15 protein-coding genes are annotated in these 15,826 nt (G+C 67.5%); 8 read left to right on the top strand and 7 right to left on the bottom strand.

The features are described from left to right. Window positions 1–36 precede the first annotated feature (36 nt). From AB0F86_RS17760 to AB0F86_RS17740, 5 genes are read left to right on the top strand one after another with little or no spacing between them, the layout of a single operon-like run. A complete protein-coding gene (locus AB0F86_RS17760; protein WP_356985468.1) occupies window positions 37–1,746 on the top strand; it encodes a thiamine pyrophosphate-binding protein in 1,710 nt (569 codons plus the stop codon). Window positions 1,747–1,763: 17 nt separating this feature from the next. Beyond that, the gene (locus AB0F86_RS17755) at window positions 1,764–2,423 is read left to right on the top strand and encodes an SRPBCC family protein (RefSeq protein ID WP_356985467.1); all 660 of its coding nucleotides are present in this window, start codon (window positions 1,764–1,766) and stop codon (window positions 2,421–2,423) included. A 2-nt stretch (window positions 2,424–2,425) separates the two neighbouring features. Beyond that, a complete protein-coding gene (locus AB0F86_RS17750) occupies window positions 2,426–3,439 on the top strand; it encodes a 3-oxoacyl-[acyl-carrier-protein] synthase III C-terminal domain-containing protein (RefSeq protein WP_181699821.1) in 1,014 nt (337 codons plus the stop codon). Further along, window positions 3,436–4,485 (top strand): aminotransferase class I/II-fold pyridoxal phosphate-dependent enzyme, encoded by a 1,050-nt coding sequence (locus AB0F86_RS17745; RefSeq protein WP_356985466.1) that lies wholly within the window; start codon window positions 3,436–3,438, stop codon window positions 4,483–4,485. The genes AB0F86_RS17750 and AB0F86_RS17745 overlap by 4 nt, the downstream gene beginning before the upstream one ends. After that, window positions 4,482–4,865, top strand: a complete 384-nt coding sequence (locus tag AB0F86_RS17740; protein ID WP_356985465.1) for a hypothetical protein — start codon at window positions 4,482–4,484, stop codon at window positions 4,863–4,865. Before AB0F86_RS17745 ends, AB0F86_RS17740 begins: the two co-directional genes overlap by 4 nt. Window positions 4,866–4,867: 2 nt before the next feature. On the opposite strand, the gene AB0F86_RS17735 is transcribed toward AB0F86_RS17740, so the two are convergent. From AB0F86_RS17735 to AB0F86_RS17725, 3 genes are all read right to left on the bottom strand, one after another. Continuing rightward, a complete protein-coding gene (locus AB0F86_RS17735) occupies window positions 4,868–5,236 on the bottom strand; it encodes a hypothetical protein (protein WP_356985464.1) in 369 nt (122 codons plus the stop codon). Between the two features lie 91 nt (window positions 5,237–5,327). Next, window positions 5,328–5,642, bottom strand: coding sequence for a hypothetical protein (locus AB0F86_RS17730; RefSeq protein ID WP_067643487.1), 315 nt, complete (start codon window positions 5,640–5,642; stop codon window positions 5,328–5,330). Window positions 5,643–5,701: 59 nt separating this feature from the next. After that, window positions 5,702–6,109 carry an SdpI family protein gene (locus tag AB0F86_RS17725; RefSeq protein WP_181699812.1) on the bottom strand — a complete coding sequence of 136 codons (408 nt, stop codon included), beginning with the start codon at window positions 6,107–6,109 and terminating at the stop codon, window positions 5,702–5,704. A gap of 169 nt (window positions 6,110–6,278) precedes the next feature. Here AB0F86_RS17725 and leuS point away from each other — a divergent pair, with 169 nt between their 5' ends. Further along, a complete protein-coding gene (gene leuS, locus AB0F86_RS17720) occupies window positions 6,279–9,122 on the top strand; it encodes a leucine--tRNA ligase (RefSeq protein WP_356985463.1) in 2,844 nt (947 codons plus the stop codon). A 52-nt stretch (window positions 9,123–9,174) separates the two neighbouring features. Here the strand turns inward: leuS and AB0F86_RS17715 are convergent, their stop codons facing one another. After that, a complete protein-coding gene (locus AB0F86_RS17715) occupies window positions 9,175–9,978 on the bottom strand; it encodes a polysaccharide deacetylase family protein (RefSeq protein WP_356985462.1) in 804 nt (267 codons plus the stop codon). Between the two features lie 230 nt (window positions 9,979–10,208). After that, window positions 10,209–10,898, bottom strand: coding sequence for an SDR family oxidoreductase (locus AB0F86_RS17710; RefSeq protein ID WP_356985461.1), 690 nt, complete (start codon window positions 10,896–10,898; stop codon window positions 10,209–10,211). 84 nt (window positions 10,899–10,982) lie between these two features. Between AB0F86_RS17710 and AB0F86_RS17705 the strand changes: the two genes are divergently transcribed. Together AB0F86_RS17705 and AB0F86_RS17700 are read left to right on the top strand one after the other, a co-directional pair. Continuing rightward, window positions 10,983–11,528: a DUF6069 family protein gene (locus AB0F86_RS17705; RefSeq protein ID WP_067497675.1), complete on the top strand. Its 546-nt coding sequence runs from the start codon at window positions 10,983–10,985 to the stop codon at window positions 11,526–11,528. A 54-nt stretch (window positions 11,529–11,582) separates the two neighbouring features. Continuing rightward, entirely contained in the window at window positions 11,583–12,923 is a 1,341-nt protein-coding gene (locus AB0F86_RS17700; protein ID WP_181699803.1) for a glycogen debranching protein, read from the top strand. Here AB0F86_RS17700 and AB0F86_RS17695 read toward each other — a convergent pair. Together AB0F86_RS17695 and AB0F86_RS17690 are read right to left on the bottom strand one after the other, a co-directional pair. Next, complete coding sequence (locus AB0F86_RS17695; protein ID WP_225281566.1) at window positions 12,920–13,573, bottom strand: pentapeptide repeat-containing protein; 654 nt, start codon at window positions 13,571–13,573, stop codon at window positions 12,920–12,922. The two genes, AB0F86_RS17700 and AB0F86_RS17695, sit on opposite strands and share 4 nt — an antisense overlap. A gap of 155 nt (window positions 13,574–13,728) precedes the next feature. Beyond that, window positions 13,729–15,777 carry a PhoX family phosphatase gene (locus tag AB0F86_RS17690; RefSeq protein WP_356985460.1) on the bottom strand — a complete coding sequence of 683 codons (2,049 nt, stop codon included), beginning with the start codon at window positions 15,775–15,777 and terminating at the stop codon, window positions 13,729–13,731. Window positions 15,778–15,826: the final 49 nt, after the last annotated feature.

The following is a 15,826-nucleotide window of genomic DNA, read 5'->3' as shown; positions in this document are numbered from 1 at the left end:
ACCGCTGTGGATCTTCGTGGCGGAGAAGGAGTGCCGATGCCGGACCGTGTGGTGGACTACCTGGTGCGGGCGGTGGCCGACCGGGGCATCGGCCAGATCTTCGGCGTCGACGGCGCCAATATCGAAGACCTCTACGACGCGATCTTCGACGCGGGCGGCCACCCGGCCGGAATCATCGCCAAACACGAGTTCTCGGCGGCGACCATGGCCGACGGGTACGCGCGCAGCACCGGTGGACTCGGAGTCGTCGCCGCGACCTCTGGCGGCGGGGCGGTGAATCTTGTCGCGGGGCTGGCCGAGTCATTTGCATCGCGGGTGCCGGTACTCGCGCTGGTCGGTCAGCCGCCGACAAGCCTGGAAGGTCGCGGCGCGTTCCAGGATTCCAGTGGACTGGCCGAATCTCTCGACGCGGCAGCATTGTTCGCGACCGTGAGCCGATACTGCGCGCGGGTCACCGAACCGGCGCAAGTGCCTGGGCAACTCGCCGAGGCAATCGCGGCAGCCGAGTCCGGTGGGCCTGCGGTGTTGTTGCTACCCAAGGATATTCAGCAGCAGATGATGCCGGATCTGATCGCGGCACACAGCAATGGTCAACGGCCCGCGACGGTCGGCCGGGCAGTCACGGTACCGACCACCTCGGCCATCCACCAGCACAGCGCCCTTGCCGAGGTCGCCACTCAGCTCGCCGCCGCCCGCAGGTTGGGAAAGGTCGTGGTCATCGCGGGCGATCAGGTCGCCCGCGACAATGCCCGCATCGAACTCGCGGAACTGGTCGAGGCACTCGATGCCTCGATCGGTGTGGCACCGGACGCGAAGGACGTGTATTCCAACACCGGCCCCGGCTTCTGCGGTGTCGCGGGCAGCATGGGTCACGCCGACCTGCTCGATGCGCTGGAATCGGCGAGCGCCTGCCTTCTGGTCGGCACCCGCCTGCCGGTGACCACCCGTGCGGGCCTCGACACCGCTCTCGCCGCGCTACCCCTGCTCAGCGTGGGCGCGCTCGCGCCCCATTTTCCCGCCACGCACGCCACCAGCACCGACCTCGCCACCGCGCTGACCGTCCTTCGTCCCGAGCGACACCACCCCGTGGTCGATCACCACTCAGCCGTAACCACACGCACCGAACCGCACAACACCGACCTCACCCTCATGTCCGTGCCGACGGCCGACGGGCCGGGCCTGCGCTACCGCACAGTCGTGGAAGCGATTCAGCGCGAACTCCCCGAGGGCGCCGACATTTTCGCCGACGCGGGTAACACCGGCGCCTCGGTGGTGCATTACCTACGGGTGCCCGAGGGTGGACGATTCGTCGTCGCGCTCGGCATGGGTGGCATGGGTTACGCGTTCGGCGCCGGAATCGGTTCCGCGTTCGCCCGCGGTGCCGCCCACCGCACCGTCGTGATCGCCGGCGACGGGTCGTTCTTCATGCACGGCATGGAGATCCACACCGCCGTCGAATACGACCTGCCGATCACCTTCGTGGTGTTCAACAACAACGCGCACGCCATGTGCGTCACCCGTGAACAGATCTATTACCGAGATCGGTACAGCTTCAACCGTTTCCGCACCACACGTCTCGGGGCGGGCATCGCCGCCATGTTCCCCGGACTACCCGCCCACACCGTCGACGAACCCACCGAACTCGACGCGACCCTGCGCCGTTGCCTGACCACCGACGGGCCGTCGTTCGTCGAAATCCGCTGTGACCCCGACGAAATCCCGCCGTTCCTGCCCTTCCTTTCCTGACCGACGAGGAGAACACCGTGACAACAAGTGCCCTGCCTGCACTCAGCGACATTCCCGACCGGATGGTGCCCGGCGTACTGCGCATCGAGAACTCGGATCGGGAGGCGACCACTCCGATCATCATGGACATGCTGCGTTCGGTGTACCCGCACGACCAGATCTTCGGTGACTACTGCCCGGTCCAGACCTATATCGACGCACCGCCACGCGAGGTCTTCGAGTACCTCGCCGACACACGCTCGCTCGAGGAATGGACCTACAGCCTGCGTGGATTCACCGAAACGGCCGAACCGGGGCTGTGGCTTTCCTACGACCGGCTCGGTGACGAGACGAAGTGTTTCACCCGCACCGTCGCCCACGCCGACGCGATGACCGTCGATTACCACTGCGCGTGGGACCAGTCCGAACACCTGTGGATGATCTACCTGATGCGGGTGGTCGACGCGAAACTGGTGTTCGACAAGCCCGGTTCGGTGGTGCTGTGGGTGAACTGCAAGCACCCCTTCTACGACGAGAACGGTTATCCGGAGACCGCGCCGCCGAAGCGGCCGGTGTGGGTCGGCGATTTCTGGGAGATGTTCTCCGCCGGTCATCAGCTTGAGCTGGACAACCTCAAGGCCATTTGTGAATACCGCGCGGCCAACGGGCTGCCGATCAAGCCGGAGTGGATGCAGTGAGTATGCCGTCAGTGAGTCTGGTCGATGTCGCGAGTTACCTGCCCGGTGACCCGGTGCCGACCGAATACTTCACCCAGTTCTCCCGCTCGGAGCGGATGGCCAAGAACGTGATGTTCCGTTCGCCAACCGGCCGCCACCATGTGGGGCGCGACGAAACCGCCGTCGACATGGCCGAACGCGCCTTCGACGTGCTGCGCGAACGCCACGGCGCCGACCTCGCCGCCGAGATCGACATCATCATCACCCACACCCAGCTGCCCGACAATCCGGTGCTCGGCGCCGCACCCGAGCTGGCCCGCAGGCTCGGTGCGCGCCCCACCCAGGTGCTCGACGTGCACAACAGCGGCTGCGCGGCCTTCGTGCACATGATGGCGATGGCGCGGATGATGATGGCGACCAGCGACGCGAAGACCGCGCTGATCGTCGCGGCCCAGAATTGCGCGGGCCCGGTGTTCACCCAGCCCGATATCCGCAAACTCGCCCAGGCGCCGGTGCCCGGCGACGGTTGCGGAATCGGCCTGCTGCGCAAGGACGATTCGGCGCCGATTCTGGATATCGAATGCCGCACCTACCCCGAATTCGCCGGCGACATGGACTTCACCACCAACGGCACCCGCAAGTACTGGGAACCGGGCGAGGGCCAGGGGTGCGTGAGTTTCTCCGAATCGAAGATCACCAAGGTGTTCGCGCGCGGCAACCGGCTCGTCCCGGAAGTGGCGCTCGCGGTGTGTGATCGGATCGGGGTGAAGAGCCGCGATATCGATACCTTCGTCACCAATCAGCCCAATCGGCTGTTCCTGCGCAATTGGCACGACGCGCTGGAATTGCCCGCCGAACGCCACCCGGACACCTTCGACCGGTGCGGAAACCTTTTCGCCGCAGGCATTCCCGTGACGCTCGATGTGGAGAACCAGGCCGGACGATTGCGCAACGGTTCGGTTGTTCTGCTGTCGGCGTTCGCGCACGCGGGTGACTTCGCCGGTGCCGCGGCGGTGCGCTGGGGAGCGGCGCGATGAGTGTGCGGTTGGTCGAGCCGACCATCCCGTCGCAGCGGTTCGGCAGCGAACCGGTACCGACCACGTTCGACCTAGGCCTCAGCGAGAATCCCTTTCCGCCTTTGCCTTCTGTTCTCGCGGCGGTGAAAGAGACACTCTCCCAGGCCAATCGCTACCCCGAGTTTCTGCCGCAGGAACTGCCCCGGATCATCGCCACGCATCTCGGTGTCTCCTCCGCCGACGTGGTGGTCGGTGCCGGGGCCACCGGGGTCGCGATGCAGGTGATGCGTGCCCTGGGTGGCGGTGAACTCGTCACTGGCACACCGACATTCGACGGGTATTCGATCATGGCGGAGATGGCCGGGATGGCGGTTGTCCCGGTGCCGCTCGATCTCTCCGGAAACCAGGATCTCACCGCCATGCGGCGGGCGGTGAACCGGCGGACGGCGCTCGTCGTGCTGTGCAGGCCGCACAATCCGACCGGGACGGTGCTCGACGCGGGTGCCGTTCGCAAGTTCGTCGCGGCGGTGCCGCAGCGGGTGCCGGTGTTGCTCGACGAGGCCTACGTCGAATTCCTCGTGGCGGGCGATCGGCTCGATCTGCGTGCTCTGCTGGCCCGGCATCCGAACGTGCTCGTTCTTCGCACGTTCTCCAAGGCGTACGGGCTGGCGGGGCTGCGTATCGGCTACTGCGTCGGGCGCGGTTCGCTCATCGAGCGGGTCCGGGCGCAGCAGTTGCCGTTCGGGGTCACCACCGCCTCGGTCGCCGCCGTGCGGGCCGCCTACGCGGCAGGCGAGGAACTGCGCGAGCGGGTGGAGCGCATCAACCGGGAACGCGATGTGTTGCGCTTGTCGTTGCGGGCATGCGGTTTCGACATTCCGGAGAGTCGAGCGAACTTCCTGTACCTTCCGGGCCCCGGCGTGGCGACGGCGCTGCGCCGGGCCGGGATCAAAGCCAAGGCCTATCCCGACGGCAGCGCCCGCATCGCGGTAGGCGATCCGGCGGCGGGACGCGCCGTGCACGCTGCCCTCGCCTGGCTGCGTGGAGGTGGTTTCATGACGACATGATCCGCAGGTGCACCCGAGAGTTCGTCGTCAACCCGGCTCCGGCGGTCGGCACCGCCAGCCGTACGCTGCTGCGCCTGCGGCTGGCGGGCCGCGACATCGTCGTCCGCCGCACCCGTATCGTTCCCGGCGGCACCAGCGGCTGGCATTTCCACGACGGAACACTGTTCGTGCTGGTCACCCGTGGTGTGCTCGATCATCCCTACCTTGCTCGCGGCCCGGCCGAATATCGCCGGTTCCGGCTGTTCCGGGAGCCGAGCGGGCCGGACAACGCCCATGTCGCCCGCAACAACGGGACCACCGAGGTCCGCATCCTCGTGCTCTACGTGAACCCGGCGGGTGCGCCGCTGTCGCGCCAGGTGCCTCCCCCACCCAACGGCTGACATCAGCAGCCGCCGCCTCCACCGCAACTGCTGCCGCCGCCCCCGCCACAGCTGCTGGACGAACTCGAACCGGAGTCACAGCTGCTGCTCGACGAACCACCGTCCGACCAGCCGCCGGACGAGCCACCCGAATAGCCGCCGCTCGAATAGCCGCCGTTGTAGGTCCAGTCGCTACCACTGGACCAGCGGTCGTTCCGGTTCCGGCGCTGACGCGGGCCCGGCCGGTACTGCGGAGACTGCCGAGATCCCGAACCGAGTGCCGCCTGCAGGATCGCGGCGAGAATGGCCAGCGGAACGAACACCACCATCGCCACAACCAGTACAGCGACGCCAACACTGAGAACCGTGCCGACGAGATCGACAAAACTCATGGCTCCTCCTGATTCGGGATCTGCCTCTCGATCCCGAATCTAGGTGCGCCACCTTGCGATTCACTTACCGCGAACTAGCAGCGCCACCTGGTCAGCTGCCGCCTCCGCAGCCACCACCCCCGCCGCAGCCGCCACCACCGCCACCGCCATCTCCGGAGTGACCACCTCCGCCACCGCCCCAGTCGAAGAATCCCGCCGCCGACCAACCGCCACCAGTGGCACCCGCCGCGCCGGCACGACGAGCCTGCGGCTTCGTCAACAGGACCCGCTCACGCCTGCTCTGCACGATGCCGACGACGAACAGCACCCCCGCGAGCACGAACAAGGCGATGCCGAGCCAAGGAATGAAGCTGACGGCGACCACGCCACCGAACGCTACGAGAACCACCACTCCGAAAATCATCATGAACCCCCCGGTAAGTACCTACTTCCGTTGTACCGGAAGGGCGGCGGCGGGACCAGGAATCAGTTGGCGGGGGCGCAGGTGTCGCGTAGGGAGCAGCTGCCGCAGGAGGAGCCGCAGCCGCCGGCCGGGGCGGGGGGCATGAGGGGTTCTACGGTACGGGCGGCGGCGTTCGCGCCTGCGCCGAGGGTGAAGATCGCGATCACGGCGACGGCGGCGGCTACGCCGAGGGCGGCGAAACCGCCCGCGACCAGGACCACGAGGCCGCCGGCGAACAGCAGGGCGCCCGCGCCGACGGAGGTGGGGGCGGCGATGCGGTTGGCGATGCGGAAATTGTCGTCGCTGTGCAGGGCCGCCTCGGTGGTGACACCGAGGAAACGATTGCGGGGCAACTTGCCGAGCAGTCCGAGCACACCGGTCGCGATGGCGACCGCGGCCAGCGCGAACAGCAGGAGAGCGACGACGACCATTCATGCAGGCTAGCGCACCCTTGTCGAGTACCGATCCGGTGCTCCCCACGGAGGTGACCCGCCGCACAGCGCGCCCCGCTACACGGCCCTTCGGAAATGAACTGGCCGCAACGTTCTACCCTGTTAGACGATGTTTACCCCTGATCGGCGAGAACAAGAAGGCGGGACCGTGCAGGACACTCGTGCGACCGAGAGTGACGTACCTCAGCACCGGTACAACGCCGAGCTGGCGGGGCGGATCGAACAGCGCTGGCAGCGCAACTGGGCCGAACGCGGCACCTTCAACGCGCCCAACCCGGTCGGGCCGCTCGCGGGCGACACCCCCGACGACAAGCTGTTCATCCAGGACATGTTCCCGTTCCCGTCGGGCGCGGGTCTGCACGTGGGCCACCCGCTCGGCTACATCGCCACCGACGTGTTCGGCCGCTACCACCGCATGCGCGGGCGCAATGTGCTGCACGCGCTCGGCTACGACGCCTTCGGCCTGCCCGCCGAGCAGTACGCCGTGCAGACCGGTGCGCACCCGCGCGTCACCACCGAGTCGAACATCGCGACGATGCAGCGTCAGCTGGACCGGCTCGGCCTGGGCCACGACCCGCGTCGCTCCTTCGCCACCACCGATCCCGAGTACTACCGGTGGACGCAGTGGATCTTCCTGCGCATCTACAACGCCTGGTACGACCAGGAGGCCGGTCGTGCCCGGCCGATCGGCGAGCTCGAAGAGCAGTTCGCCAGCGGTGCGCGTCCGGTGGCCGAGGGCGACTGGGCGTCGCTGAGCGCCACCGAGCGGGCGGCCCTGCTCGATTCGTATCGCCTGGTCTACCAGTCGGATTCGATCGTCAACTGGTGCCCCGGCCTCGGCACGGTGTTGTCCAACGAAGAGGTCACCGCCGACGGGCGAAGCGAACGCGGCAACTTCCCCGTGTTCCGTAAGCGCATGTGGCAGTGGATGATGCGGATCACCGCTTACGCCGACCGCCTCGTCGACGACCTGGACGAGCTGGACTGGCCCGACAACGTGAAGTCCATGCAGCGCAACTGGATCGGGCGTTCGCGCGGTGCGCAGGTGCGTTTCGACGCGCCCGAGGGCGAGACGATCGAGGTGTTCACCACCCGGCCCGACACCCTGTTCGGCGCCACCTATGTGGTGCTCGCGCCGGAACACGAGCTGGTCGACAAGCTGACCGCCGCCGCCTGGCCCGCCGACACCGACGCCCGCTGGACCAACGACAGCGCCACCCCCGCCGAAGCCGTTGCGGCATACCGCAAGTCGATCGCGGCCAAGTCGGATCTGGAGCGGCAGGAGAACAAGGAGAAGACCGGCGTCTTCCTCGGCTCCTACGCCACCAACCCCGCCGACGGCAGCCAGGTGCCGATCTTCATCGCCGACTACGTGCTGAGCGGCTACGGCACCGGCGCCATCATGGCGGTGCCCGGCCACGACCAGCGTGACTGGGACTTCGCCACCACCCTCGGCCTGCCGATCGTGGAGGTCATCTCCGGCGGCGACATCACCGAGGCGGCCTGGTCGGGTGAGGGCGAGCTGGTGAATTCCGGCTTCCTGAACGGTCTTTCGGTCGACGAGGCGAAGGCCGCCATGATCGGCCACCTCGAAGCCGAGGGCCACGGCACCGGAACCATCCAGTACAAGCTGCGCGACTGGCTGTTCGCGCGGCAGCGGTACTGGGGTGAGCCGTTCCCCATCGTCTACGACGCCGATGGTGTCGCGCACGCCCTGCCGGAATCCATGCTGCCCGTGGAACTTCCGGAGATGGCGGACTTCGCGCCGGTCACCTTCGATCCCGACGACGCGAACTCCGAGCCGTCCCCGCCGCTGGCCAAGGCCACCGACTGGGTGAACGTGGAACTCGACCTGGGTGACGGCCCCAAGCAGTACCGCCGCGACACCAATGTCATGCCCAACTGGGCGGGTAGCTCCTGGTACCAGCTGCGCTACGCCGACCCGACCAATACCGAGACGTTCTGCGCCGAGGAGAACGAGAAGTACTGGCTCGGCCCGCGCACCGACAAGCACGGCCCGAACGACCCGGGTGGTGTCGACCTGTACGTCGGCGGTGTCGAGCACGCGGTGCTGCACCTGCTCTACGCGCGGTTCTGGCAGAAGGTGCTGTTCGACCTGGGTGATGTGTCGAGCAGCGAGCCCTACCGCCGCCTCTACAACCAGGGTTATGTGCAGGGTTACGCCTACACCGACGAGCGCGGTGCGTACGTGCCCGCCGCCGAGGTGGTGGAGCGGGACTCGAAGTTCTTCTGGACCGGTGCCGACGGTGTCGAGATCGAGGTTTCCCAGGAATACGGCAAGATCGGCAAGTCGCTGAAGAACGCCATCTCCCCCGACGAGATGTGCGACCTGTACGGCGCCGACACCTTCCGGTTCTACGAGATGTCGATGGGTCCGCTGGACACCTCGCGGCCGTGGGCGACCAAGGACGTCGTCGGTGCGCACCGGTTCCTGCAGCGGGTGTGGCGACTGGTGGTCGACGAGGAGACCGGCGCGGTGAAGGCCACCGACGCCGCACCGTCCGACGAGACGCTGCGCCTGGTGCACCGCACCATCGCCGGTGTAGACGAGGATCTGGCCGCCCTGCGCGACAACACGGCGGGCGCGAAGCTGATCGAGCTGACCAACCACCTGACCAAGAACTACCCCGACGGCGCACCGCGCGCGGCCGTGGAACCCCTGGTCCTTATGCTCGCTCCGCTGGCGCCTCACATCGCCGAGGAACTGTGGGAACGGCTGGGCCACAACGCTTCCCTGGCCCATGGTCCGTTCCCCACCGCCGATCCGGCGCTGCTCGTGGCGGATTCGGTGGAGTACCCGATTCAGGTGAAGGGCAAGGTGCGCAGCCGGATCCAGGTGCCCGCCGACGCCGACCCGGCCGCGATCGAGGCAGCCGCGCTGGCCGACGAGAAGGTCGTGGCACTGCTCGAGGGCGCGGCCCCGCGCAAGGTGATCGTGGTGCCCGGCAAGATGGTGAACATCGTGCCGTAGCCGATGAGCTACCGATGGGCCGGCGAGTTCTGTTCTCGCCGGCCCATTTTCGTCAGGCTCGGACCTCGAGAACGTCGTTCAGCGTGACCAGCGACAGGTTGCGCTCGCGGATGATGTCGACGAGTTGCCCGTAGCAGTGGGTGACCGGCGGGAAGTTGGCGTGGCCGATGATGATGGTCTGCGCGGCGAAGTACTTTCGGGCGCACTCCATCAGGTACTCCTCGGTGATGAGACCCGAGTCGGACAGGGAGCCGTACCACATGGTCGGCACGGTGTAGCCGAGGTCGGCGGCGATCTTGTCGACCGTGGCGTTGTGATAGCCGAAGGGCGGACGGTAGTACGGGGTGCCGTCGACACCGAAGTTGTTGTGCAGGAAGGTTTTCGTACGACTCAGCTGGTCGACGACCCCGTCGGCGCCGATCTTGGTGAGTGCCTCGTGGCTCCAGGTGTGGTTGCCGAGCTGGATCTGACCGGAGTCGACCAGCGGGCGCAGGGCATCGCGGTGGATGGTCCAGGCCTCGAACGAACCGGTGACGAAGAAGGTGAAGCGGGCGCCGGTGTCTTCGGCCCACTTGATGTAGGCGCCGACCACCTCCGGGCTCGCGCCGTCGTCGACGGTGAGGGCCATGCTGGTGCCCTGGCCTGGCAGGGCGGTGATGGTCTCGGCGCCGATGATCGACTTCGGACCGCTCGGCGGCGGAGGCAGCACCGGTTGCTTCGGCGTCGGTGCGGGCGGCGGTGGGACCGGCACGACCGCCTCCCCGACGGGCGCGGTCTCACCACCCGCGCTGGCACAACCGGCCAGTGCCCCGACCGTCCCCGCGGCGAGCAAGGTCAGCATTCGACGTCTGTCCATCCACTCCTCCTCGAGACCACATCGGCACCGCTCAGCGGACCGTAACCCGAGATTCCCTCGAGCAGAAGAACCAGGGAGCACATTTGGACGAACACCCATGCTCAGCAGGCCTGTCCTGATCTCGGCGCGCCTCCGCCTCTGGACTGACCGGAGGGCGCGACGAAGGAGTGCCCGGAGGGAGGGAGAGGCGGAGTCGAGCGCCGAGAACCGCGGCGCCAGCCGCCAATGTTTCAGCGCGGGCGAAGAACGATCTCCGTCGGATGCGCGTCGCGCGGAGTGTCGACGGCGTTTCGTACCGCTCGCGCCACCGTCTCGGCGGTCAGGAATTCCTCCGGACGGTACTCACGCCCTTCATCGGCCACGATCGCCTGCTGCATATCCGTATCGATGCGCCCGGGAAATACCGAGGTGACGCGCAACTGCGGCTCCTCCAGACGCAACGCGTCCGCGAAGGCCCGCAACCCGAACTTGCTCGCCGCGTACGAACCCCACCCCGCGTTGGCCCGCAGGCCCGCACCCGAATTGATCAGCACCACATGCCCGTTCGCGGCGCGCAGCGCGGGAAGCAGCAGCCTGGTGAGTTCGGCGACGGCGATCAGATTCACCTCGAGGGTGTTTCGCCACTGGTCGAGCGAGGATTCGGCGACGGTGCCGAGGTCGGCGATGCCCGCGTTGTGCACGAGCACGTCGAGCCGCTCGATGCGCGCGGCGGCCTCGGCGACAGTCGGATAGTCGGTGAGCGGTACCGGCCAACCGGTCGCGCCTGGCAGCTCGTCCAGGATCGGCGTGAGCGCGTCGGCGGAGCGGGCGCCGAGCAGCAGATCATAGGTGGGGGCGAGCTCGCGGGCGATGGCGGCGCCGAGGCCGCGGCTAGCGCCGGTGATGAGGGCAATCGGGGCGGGAGTACTTGTCACCGTCATAGGCCCCACGCTAATCCGGCGCGTCGACGCCGACACCTGTGCGTTCCTCGGGCGGATGTCGGCGTGCACTAGTACCGTCGCACTATGACCGATCCCCGGTACAACTACGGACCCTCGGACCCGCAGTATCCGCAGCAGCAGGGCCAGCCGCACTACGGCCAGGGCCAGTACGCCCCGCAGCCGGGCGAACCCCAGGAGCCCAAGGTCAATGTGGGCAAGCTGTGGGCGGGCGGCATCGGGACGGCCGTCGTCGCCGCGCTGCTCGCGGTCGTCGCGATCATGCTCGTGCGCGGTGTGCTCGGCATCGCGATCCTTTCCCCGGAGGGTGCCGGCGCCTACGGCACCGTCTCCACCACGTCGTATGCCGTCGCCGCCGCCGGTGCCGCCCTGCTGGCCACCGCGCTGCTGATGGTGCTGCTGCTGGCGATGCCGAGTCCGATGACGTTCTTCACCTGGATCTGCCTGTTGCTCACGGCCGTGGCGGTGATCCTGCCGTTCACCTTCGTCGCCGATATCGAGGCCAAGATCGCGACCGCGGTCATCAACCTGGTGCTCGGGTTGTGCATCACCACCATGCTCAGTTCGGTCGGCACGGCGTCGCAGAATGTCACCCGCGAGACCGGGTACTGATCGTCACAGTCATGTCGGGATGCCATCGGTGCTGCTCCGCCGCAGAATAGGGAGATGACCGACCCGGGTTTCACCCCCACGCAGCTCGCGGCACGCGCCGCCTACCTTCTGCGCGGCAACGACCTGGGCACCATGACCAGTGCCGCGCCGCGCCTGTATCCGCACATGTGGAGCTGGGACGCGGCCTTCGTCGCGGTCGGGCTCGCGCCGTTGAGCGTGGAGCGGGCGGTCGTCGAACTCGACACGCTGCTGTCGGCGCAGTGGAAGAACGGGATGATCCCGCACATCGTGTTCGCCAACGGTGTCGACGGGTATTTCCCCGGGCCCGCGCGTTGGGAGTGCCGCAGGCTGGCCGCCAACGCCCCCGAGGGGCCCGACACCTCCGGCATCACCCAGCCGCCGGTGCATGCCATCGCCGTGCAGCGCATTCTCGACCATTCGCGCAGGCACGGGCGTTCCACGCGGGCGGTGGCGCAGGAGTTCCTGAATCGGCGGTGGCCGGATCTGGTGCGCTGGCACCGGTGGCTCGCCCATGCGCGCGACCCCAAGGAGAACGGCCGGATCACGCTGTACCACGGGTGGGAATCCGGCATGGACAACTCGCCGCGCTGGGACCGCGCCTACGCCAATGTCGTTCCCGGCGTGGACCTTCCGCCGTATCGCCGGGCCGACACCGTCGTCATCTCCGACCCGACCCAACGTCCGAGCGATCGTGAGTACGACCGGTACCTGTGGCTGGTCGAACAGATGCGGCGCGCCAACTACGACGACTTCCAGCTCACCTCGGTGATGAGTTTCGCCGTGGAGGACGTGTTCGTCTCCGCGATCTTCGCGCTGGCCTGCGAGGTGCTCGCCGATATCGGCGAGGAGTACAAGCAGCCGCATGCCGACGTGCGGGAACTGCACGGCTGGGCGGCGCGCTTCCGCAAGGGTGTGGCGGCCACGGCCGATGAACGGACCGGTGCCGCAAAGGATTACGACGTGCGGTTGGGCCGGTGGATCAGTACCGAGACGCTGGCCATGTTCGCGCCGCTGATCTCGGGCGGCCTGTCCCGCCCCGCCGAACGCGCCCTGCTCAACACCTTCGAGGGCCCACGCTTCTGCGGCCACCCCGACCTGCGCTACGCCCTCCCGCCCTCGACTTCCCCTGTCGCCAAGGACTTCCGGCCCCGGGAATACTGGCGCGGCCCCGTCTGGCCGGTCATGAGCTGGCTGTTCTCGTGGGCCTTCGCCCGCCGAGGTTGGGCCGAACGCTCCTACCTTCTGCGCGCCGAGGGTCTGCGCCAAGCCGCCGACGGCTCCTTCGCCGAGTACTACGAACCCTTCACCGGCGCCCCGCTGGGCAGCATGCAACAGTCCTGGACGGCCGCCTCGGTCCTCGACTGGCTGGGCTAGCTCCCGAGCTCCACCGTGATGCCGAGCTCGCGGGCCAGCGTGGCGGCCAGCGTTTCGAGGTCGCCACCCTGAATCGTCGCGCCACGCAACGCGGTGACCCCGTAGATGCCGGTGAGATCGCACTCTTCGAAACGAAGATCCTGCTGGATGCGGGCTCCGGTGAACCGCGCACCCGCGAGATTGCAGCGTTCGAAGCGCACATTGCGGAAGTCGGTGCGCTGGAAGTCGGCCTGGCGCAGATCGCAATCCCGGAAAACGACCTTGCTCAAACGGGATTCGGCGAACGAGGCCATGTCGGCCCGCGTCGACTCCACGAGCACGTCACGCAGAACCCCTGCGGTCCACGACAACCCGGTGATCCGGCCGTTGCCGACCACACTCTCGAACATCGAGGAATCATCGGCCTGCACATTCGCCAGATCGCACACCTGCAATTCCGATTCCGCGATAGTGGCCTGCCGCAACAAGGTCGGGAACCGCACACTCACGAACCGGCACCCCTCGGCACCGAACCCGTACACCTGCGCATCGGCGAAATCGACATCCCGATACTCGACCCCGGAAACCTCACCTTCCCCGACCGGATCGTCATCAGGCGAAACCGCGGCCCGCAACTCCCCCAGCACCGCCACCCCTGGCTCGAACCGCACCCGCCTACCCACCTTCACACCACTCCCATCGCCGCCGTGCGCCCCAACATACGTCCACCCACCGACGAGTCCTGATCCGGCGGCGAGGACATGACAAAGCCGCTACCCGCCCAGTCGGGTAGCGGCTTCGTCAGCAGATCGGGTGTCGGCGCGGGTTAGACGCCGATGCGACCGCCGTTCTTCTTCCAGATCACCGCGACCGACGGGCGGGGTTGGGTGGTGCCGCCGTCGGGCCAGTTCGACAGGGGCTTGTCGACCGTGGCGTCGTCGGACTCGCCGGGGTGCTGGACGGAGACGATGACCTGCTTCTCGGTGATGATCGGACCGCAGGTCTCGCCGCCGCGGGGGACGGTGAGGAACTGTTTGGTCTCACCGCGGTCGGGGCCGTCGAGGACCACGGCGAACAGGCCGTCGTTGGACTTCAGTGCATTGCCGTCGGTGGAGATCCACAGGTTGCCGTAGGGGTCGAAGGCCAGGTTGTCGGGGCAGGAGATGGGGCTGACCTTGGACTTGTCGAAACCGCTGAAGTAGGTGTCGGCGGCGGCGGGGTCACCGCAGACCAGCAGCAGGGTCCAAGTGAACTCGGTGCCGGTGTGGTTGTCGGTGAGCTCGAGGACCTGACCGTTCTTGTTCAGCTTGCGCGGGTTGGCCTCGTCGGGACCCGGCTTGCCTTCCTCGCCGCGCTTGGTGTTGTTGGTCAGCGCCACGTACACCTTGCCGGTCTTCGGGTTGGTCTCGAAGTCCTCGGGGCGATCCATCTTGGTCGCGCCGACCTTGTCACCGGCCAGGCGGGTGAACACGGCGACCTCTTCGGCCGACATGCCGTCGACGAACGACTTGCCCTTGCCGTCGGCGCCGGTCTCGAGCAGGCGGATCCACTCGCCCTTACCGGTGAATCCGCCGGTGGGGACCTTGCCGGAACCGTCGATCTCGGCGGCGTGGTCGCCGGTGAGCTTGGCGACGTAGAGGGTGCCCTCGTCGAGGATGGTCATGTTGTGGCGCATGCTCGACGCACCGACGCCCGGCTGCACCTTCTTGGCCGAGACGAACTTGTACATGTAGTCGAAGCGCTCGTCGTCACCGCTGTAGGCGACGACGCTGCCGTCGGCGGTGACGTGGATGGTCGCGGCCTCGTGCTTGAAGCGGCCCAGCGCGGTGTGCTTCACCGGCGCCGAGGACGCATCCCACGGGTTCACCTCGACGACGTAACCGAAGCGGTTGACCTCGTTGAGTTCCTGGGTGAGGTCGAAGCGAGGATCGAAGTTCTCCCAGCGACGCTCCGACGCGCCACCCTCGATGCCGTAACGCTTGAGCTTCTTGGCGACGTCGGCGTCGGTCACCTTCTCGGCGTTGCCGAAGTACTGGTTGAAGTTCTCTTCACCGGAAAGCACGGTGCCCCACGGGGTTACCCCACCGGAGCAGTTGTTCAGGGTGCCGAGCACCTTGGTACCGGTCGGGTCGGCCTTGGTCTTCAGCAGCGCGCTCCCGGCGGCCGGACCACGCACCTCGAACTCGGTTGTCGCGGTGATGCGACGGTTGTACTTGCCGAACACCGGCTTCAGCTGACCCGAGCCGGCCTGCCCGTGCACCTCGACAACACTCAGGCCGTGCGAGGCGAGGGCGATCTCGAACTGCTCGCGGGTCGGCGCGTCCTTGTTGTAGCCGCGGAACATCATCGGCTCGGTGCTGTACTCGTGGCTCACGACCAGCACGTACTTGTCGGCCTCGCCCTCGATGGGCAGGAGGCCGGCGAAGTCGCAGTTGTAGCCGAACTGCTGAGCGGCGGCGGCCGGGGTCTGCTTCTCGAAATCGAAGGCGGGCGCGCCCTCGATCACCGCGTCACCCCAGCGGATCAGCACCGACTGCTCGTAGCCCTCGGGGACGACGACGGCGTCTTCCTTGTTCGGCGCGACGGGTGTGAAGCCGGTGCCGGTGCCGGGCGAGCCGGCCGAACCGGTGTCGGAGCTGTCGTCGCCACAGGCGGCGAGCATGCTCGCGGCGCCGACGGCGAGCACTGCCGCGGCGCCGCCCTTGATGAGTCCGCGACGGTTCAGCCGGGCGACGATGTCACCGAAGTACTCGCCGTCGGAGGTGTTGGGGACCTCGTGGAAGCAGGCGTTGCCGCACTTGTATTCGCAGGTGATGGCCGAGCGTGACGACTGACCGTCGTGGGTGACGAAAAGGGCGAGCGGTTTCAGACTCACGGTTACTCCTGATTAGTGCGGTTTCCGGCACGGTAGGCAGCGCAGGCGA

Origin of the sequence: Nocardia sp. NPDC023733 (genome assembly GCF_040639775.1) — a bacterium.
GTDB classification, from domain to species: domain Bacteria; phylum Actinomycetota; class Actinomycetes; order Mycobacteriales; family Mycobacteriaceae; genus Nocardia; species Nocardia rosealba.
Note: the sequence above shows the minus strand (reverse complement) of the source record. Positions and strands in the feature narration are given on the sequence as shown.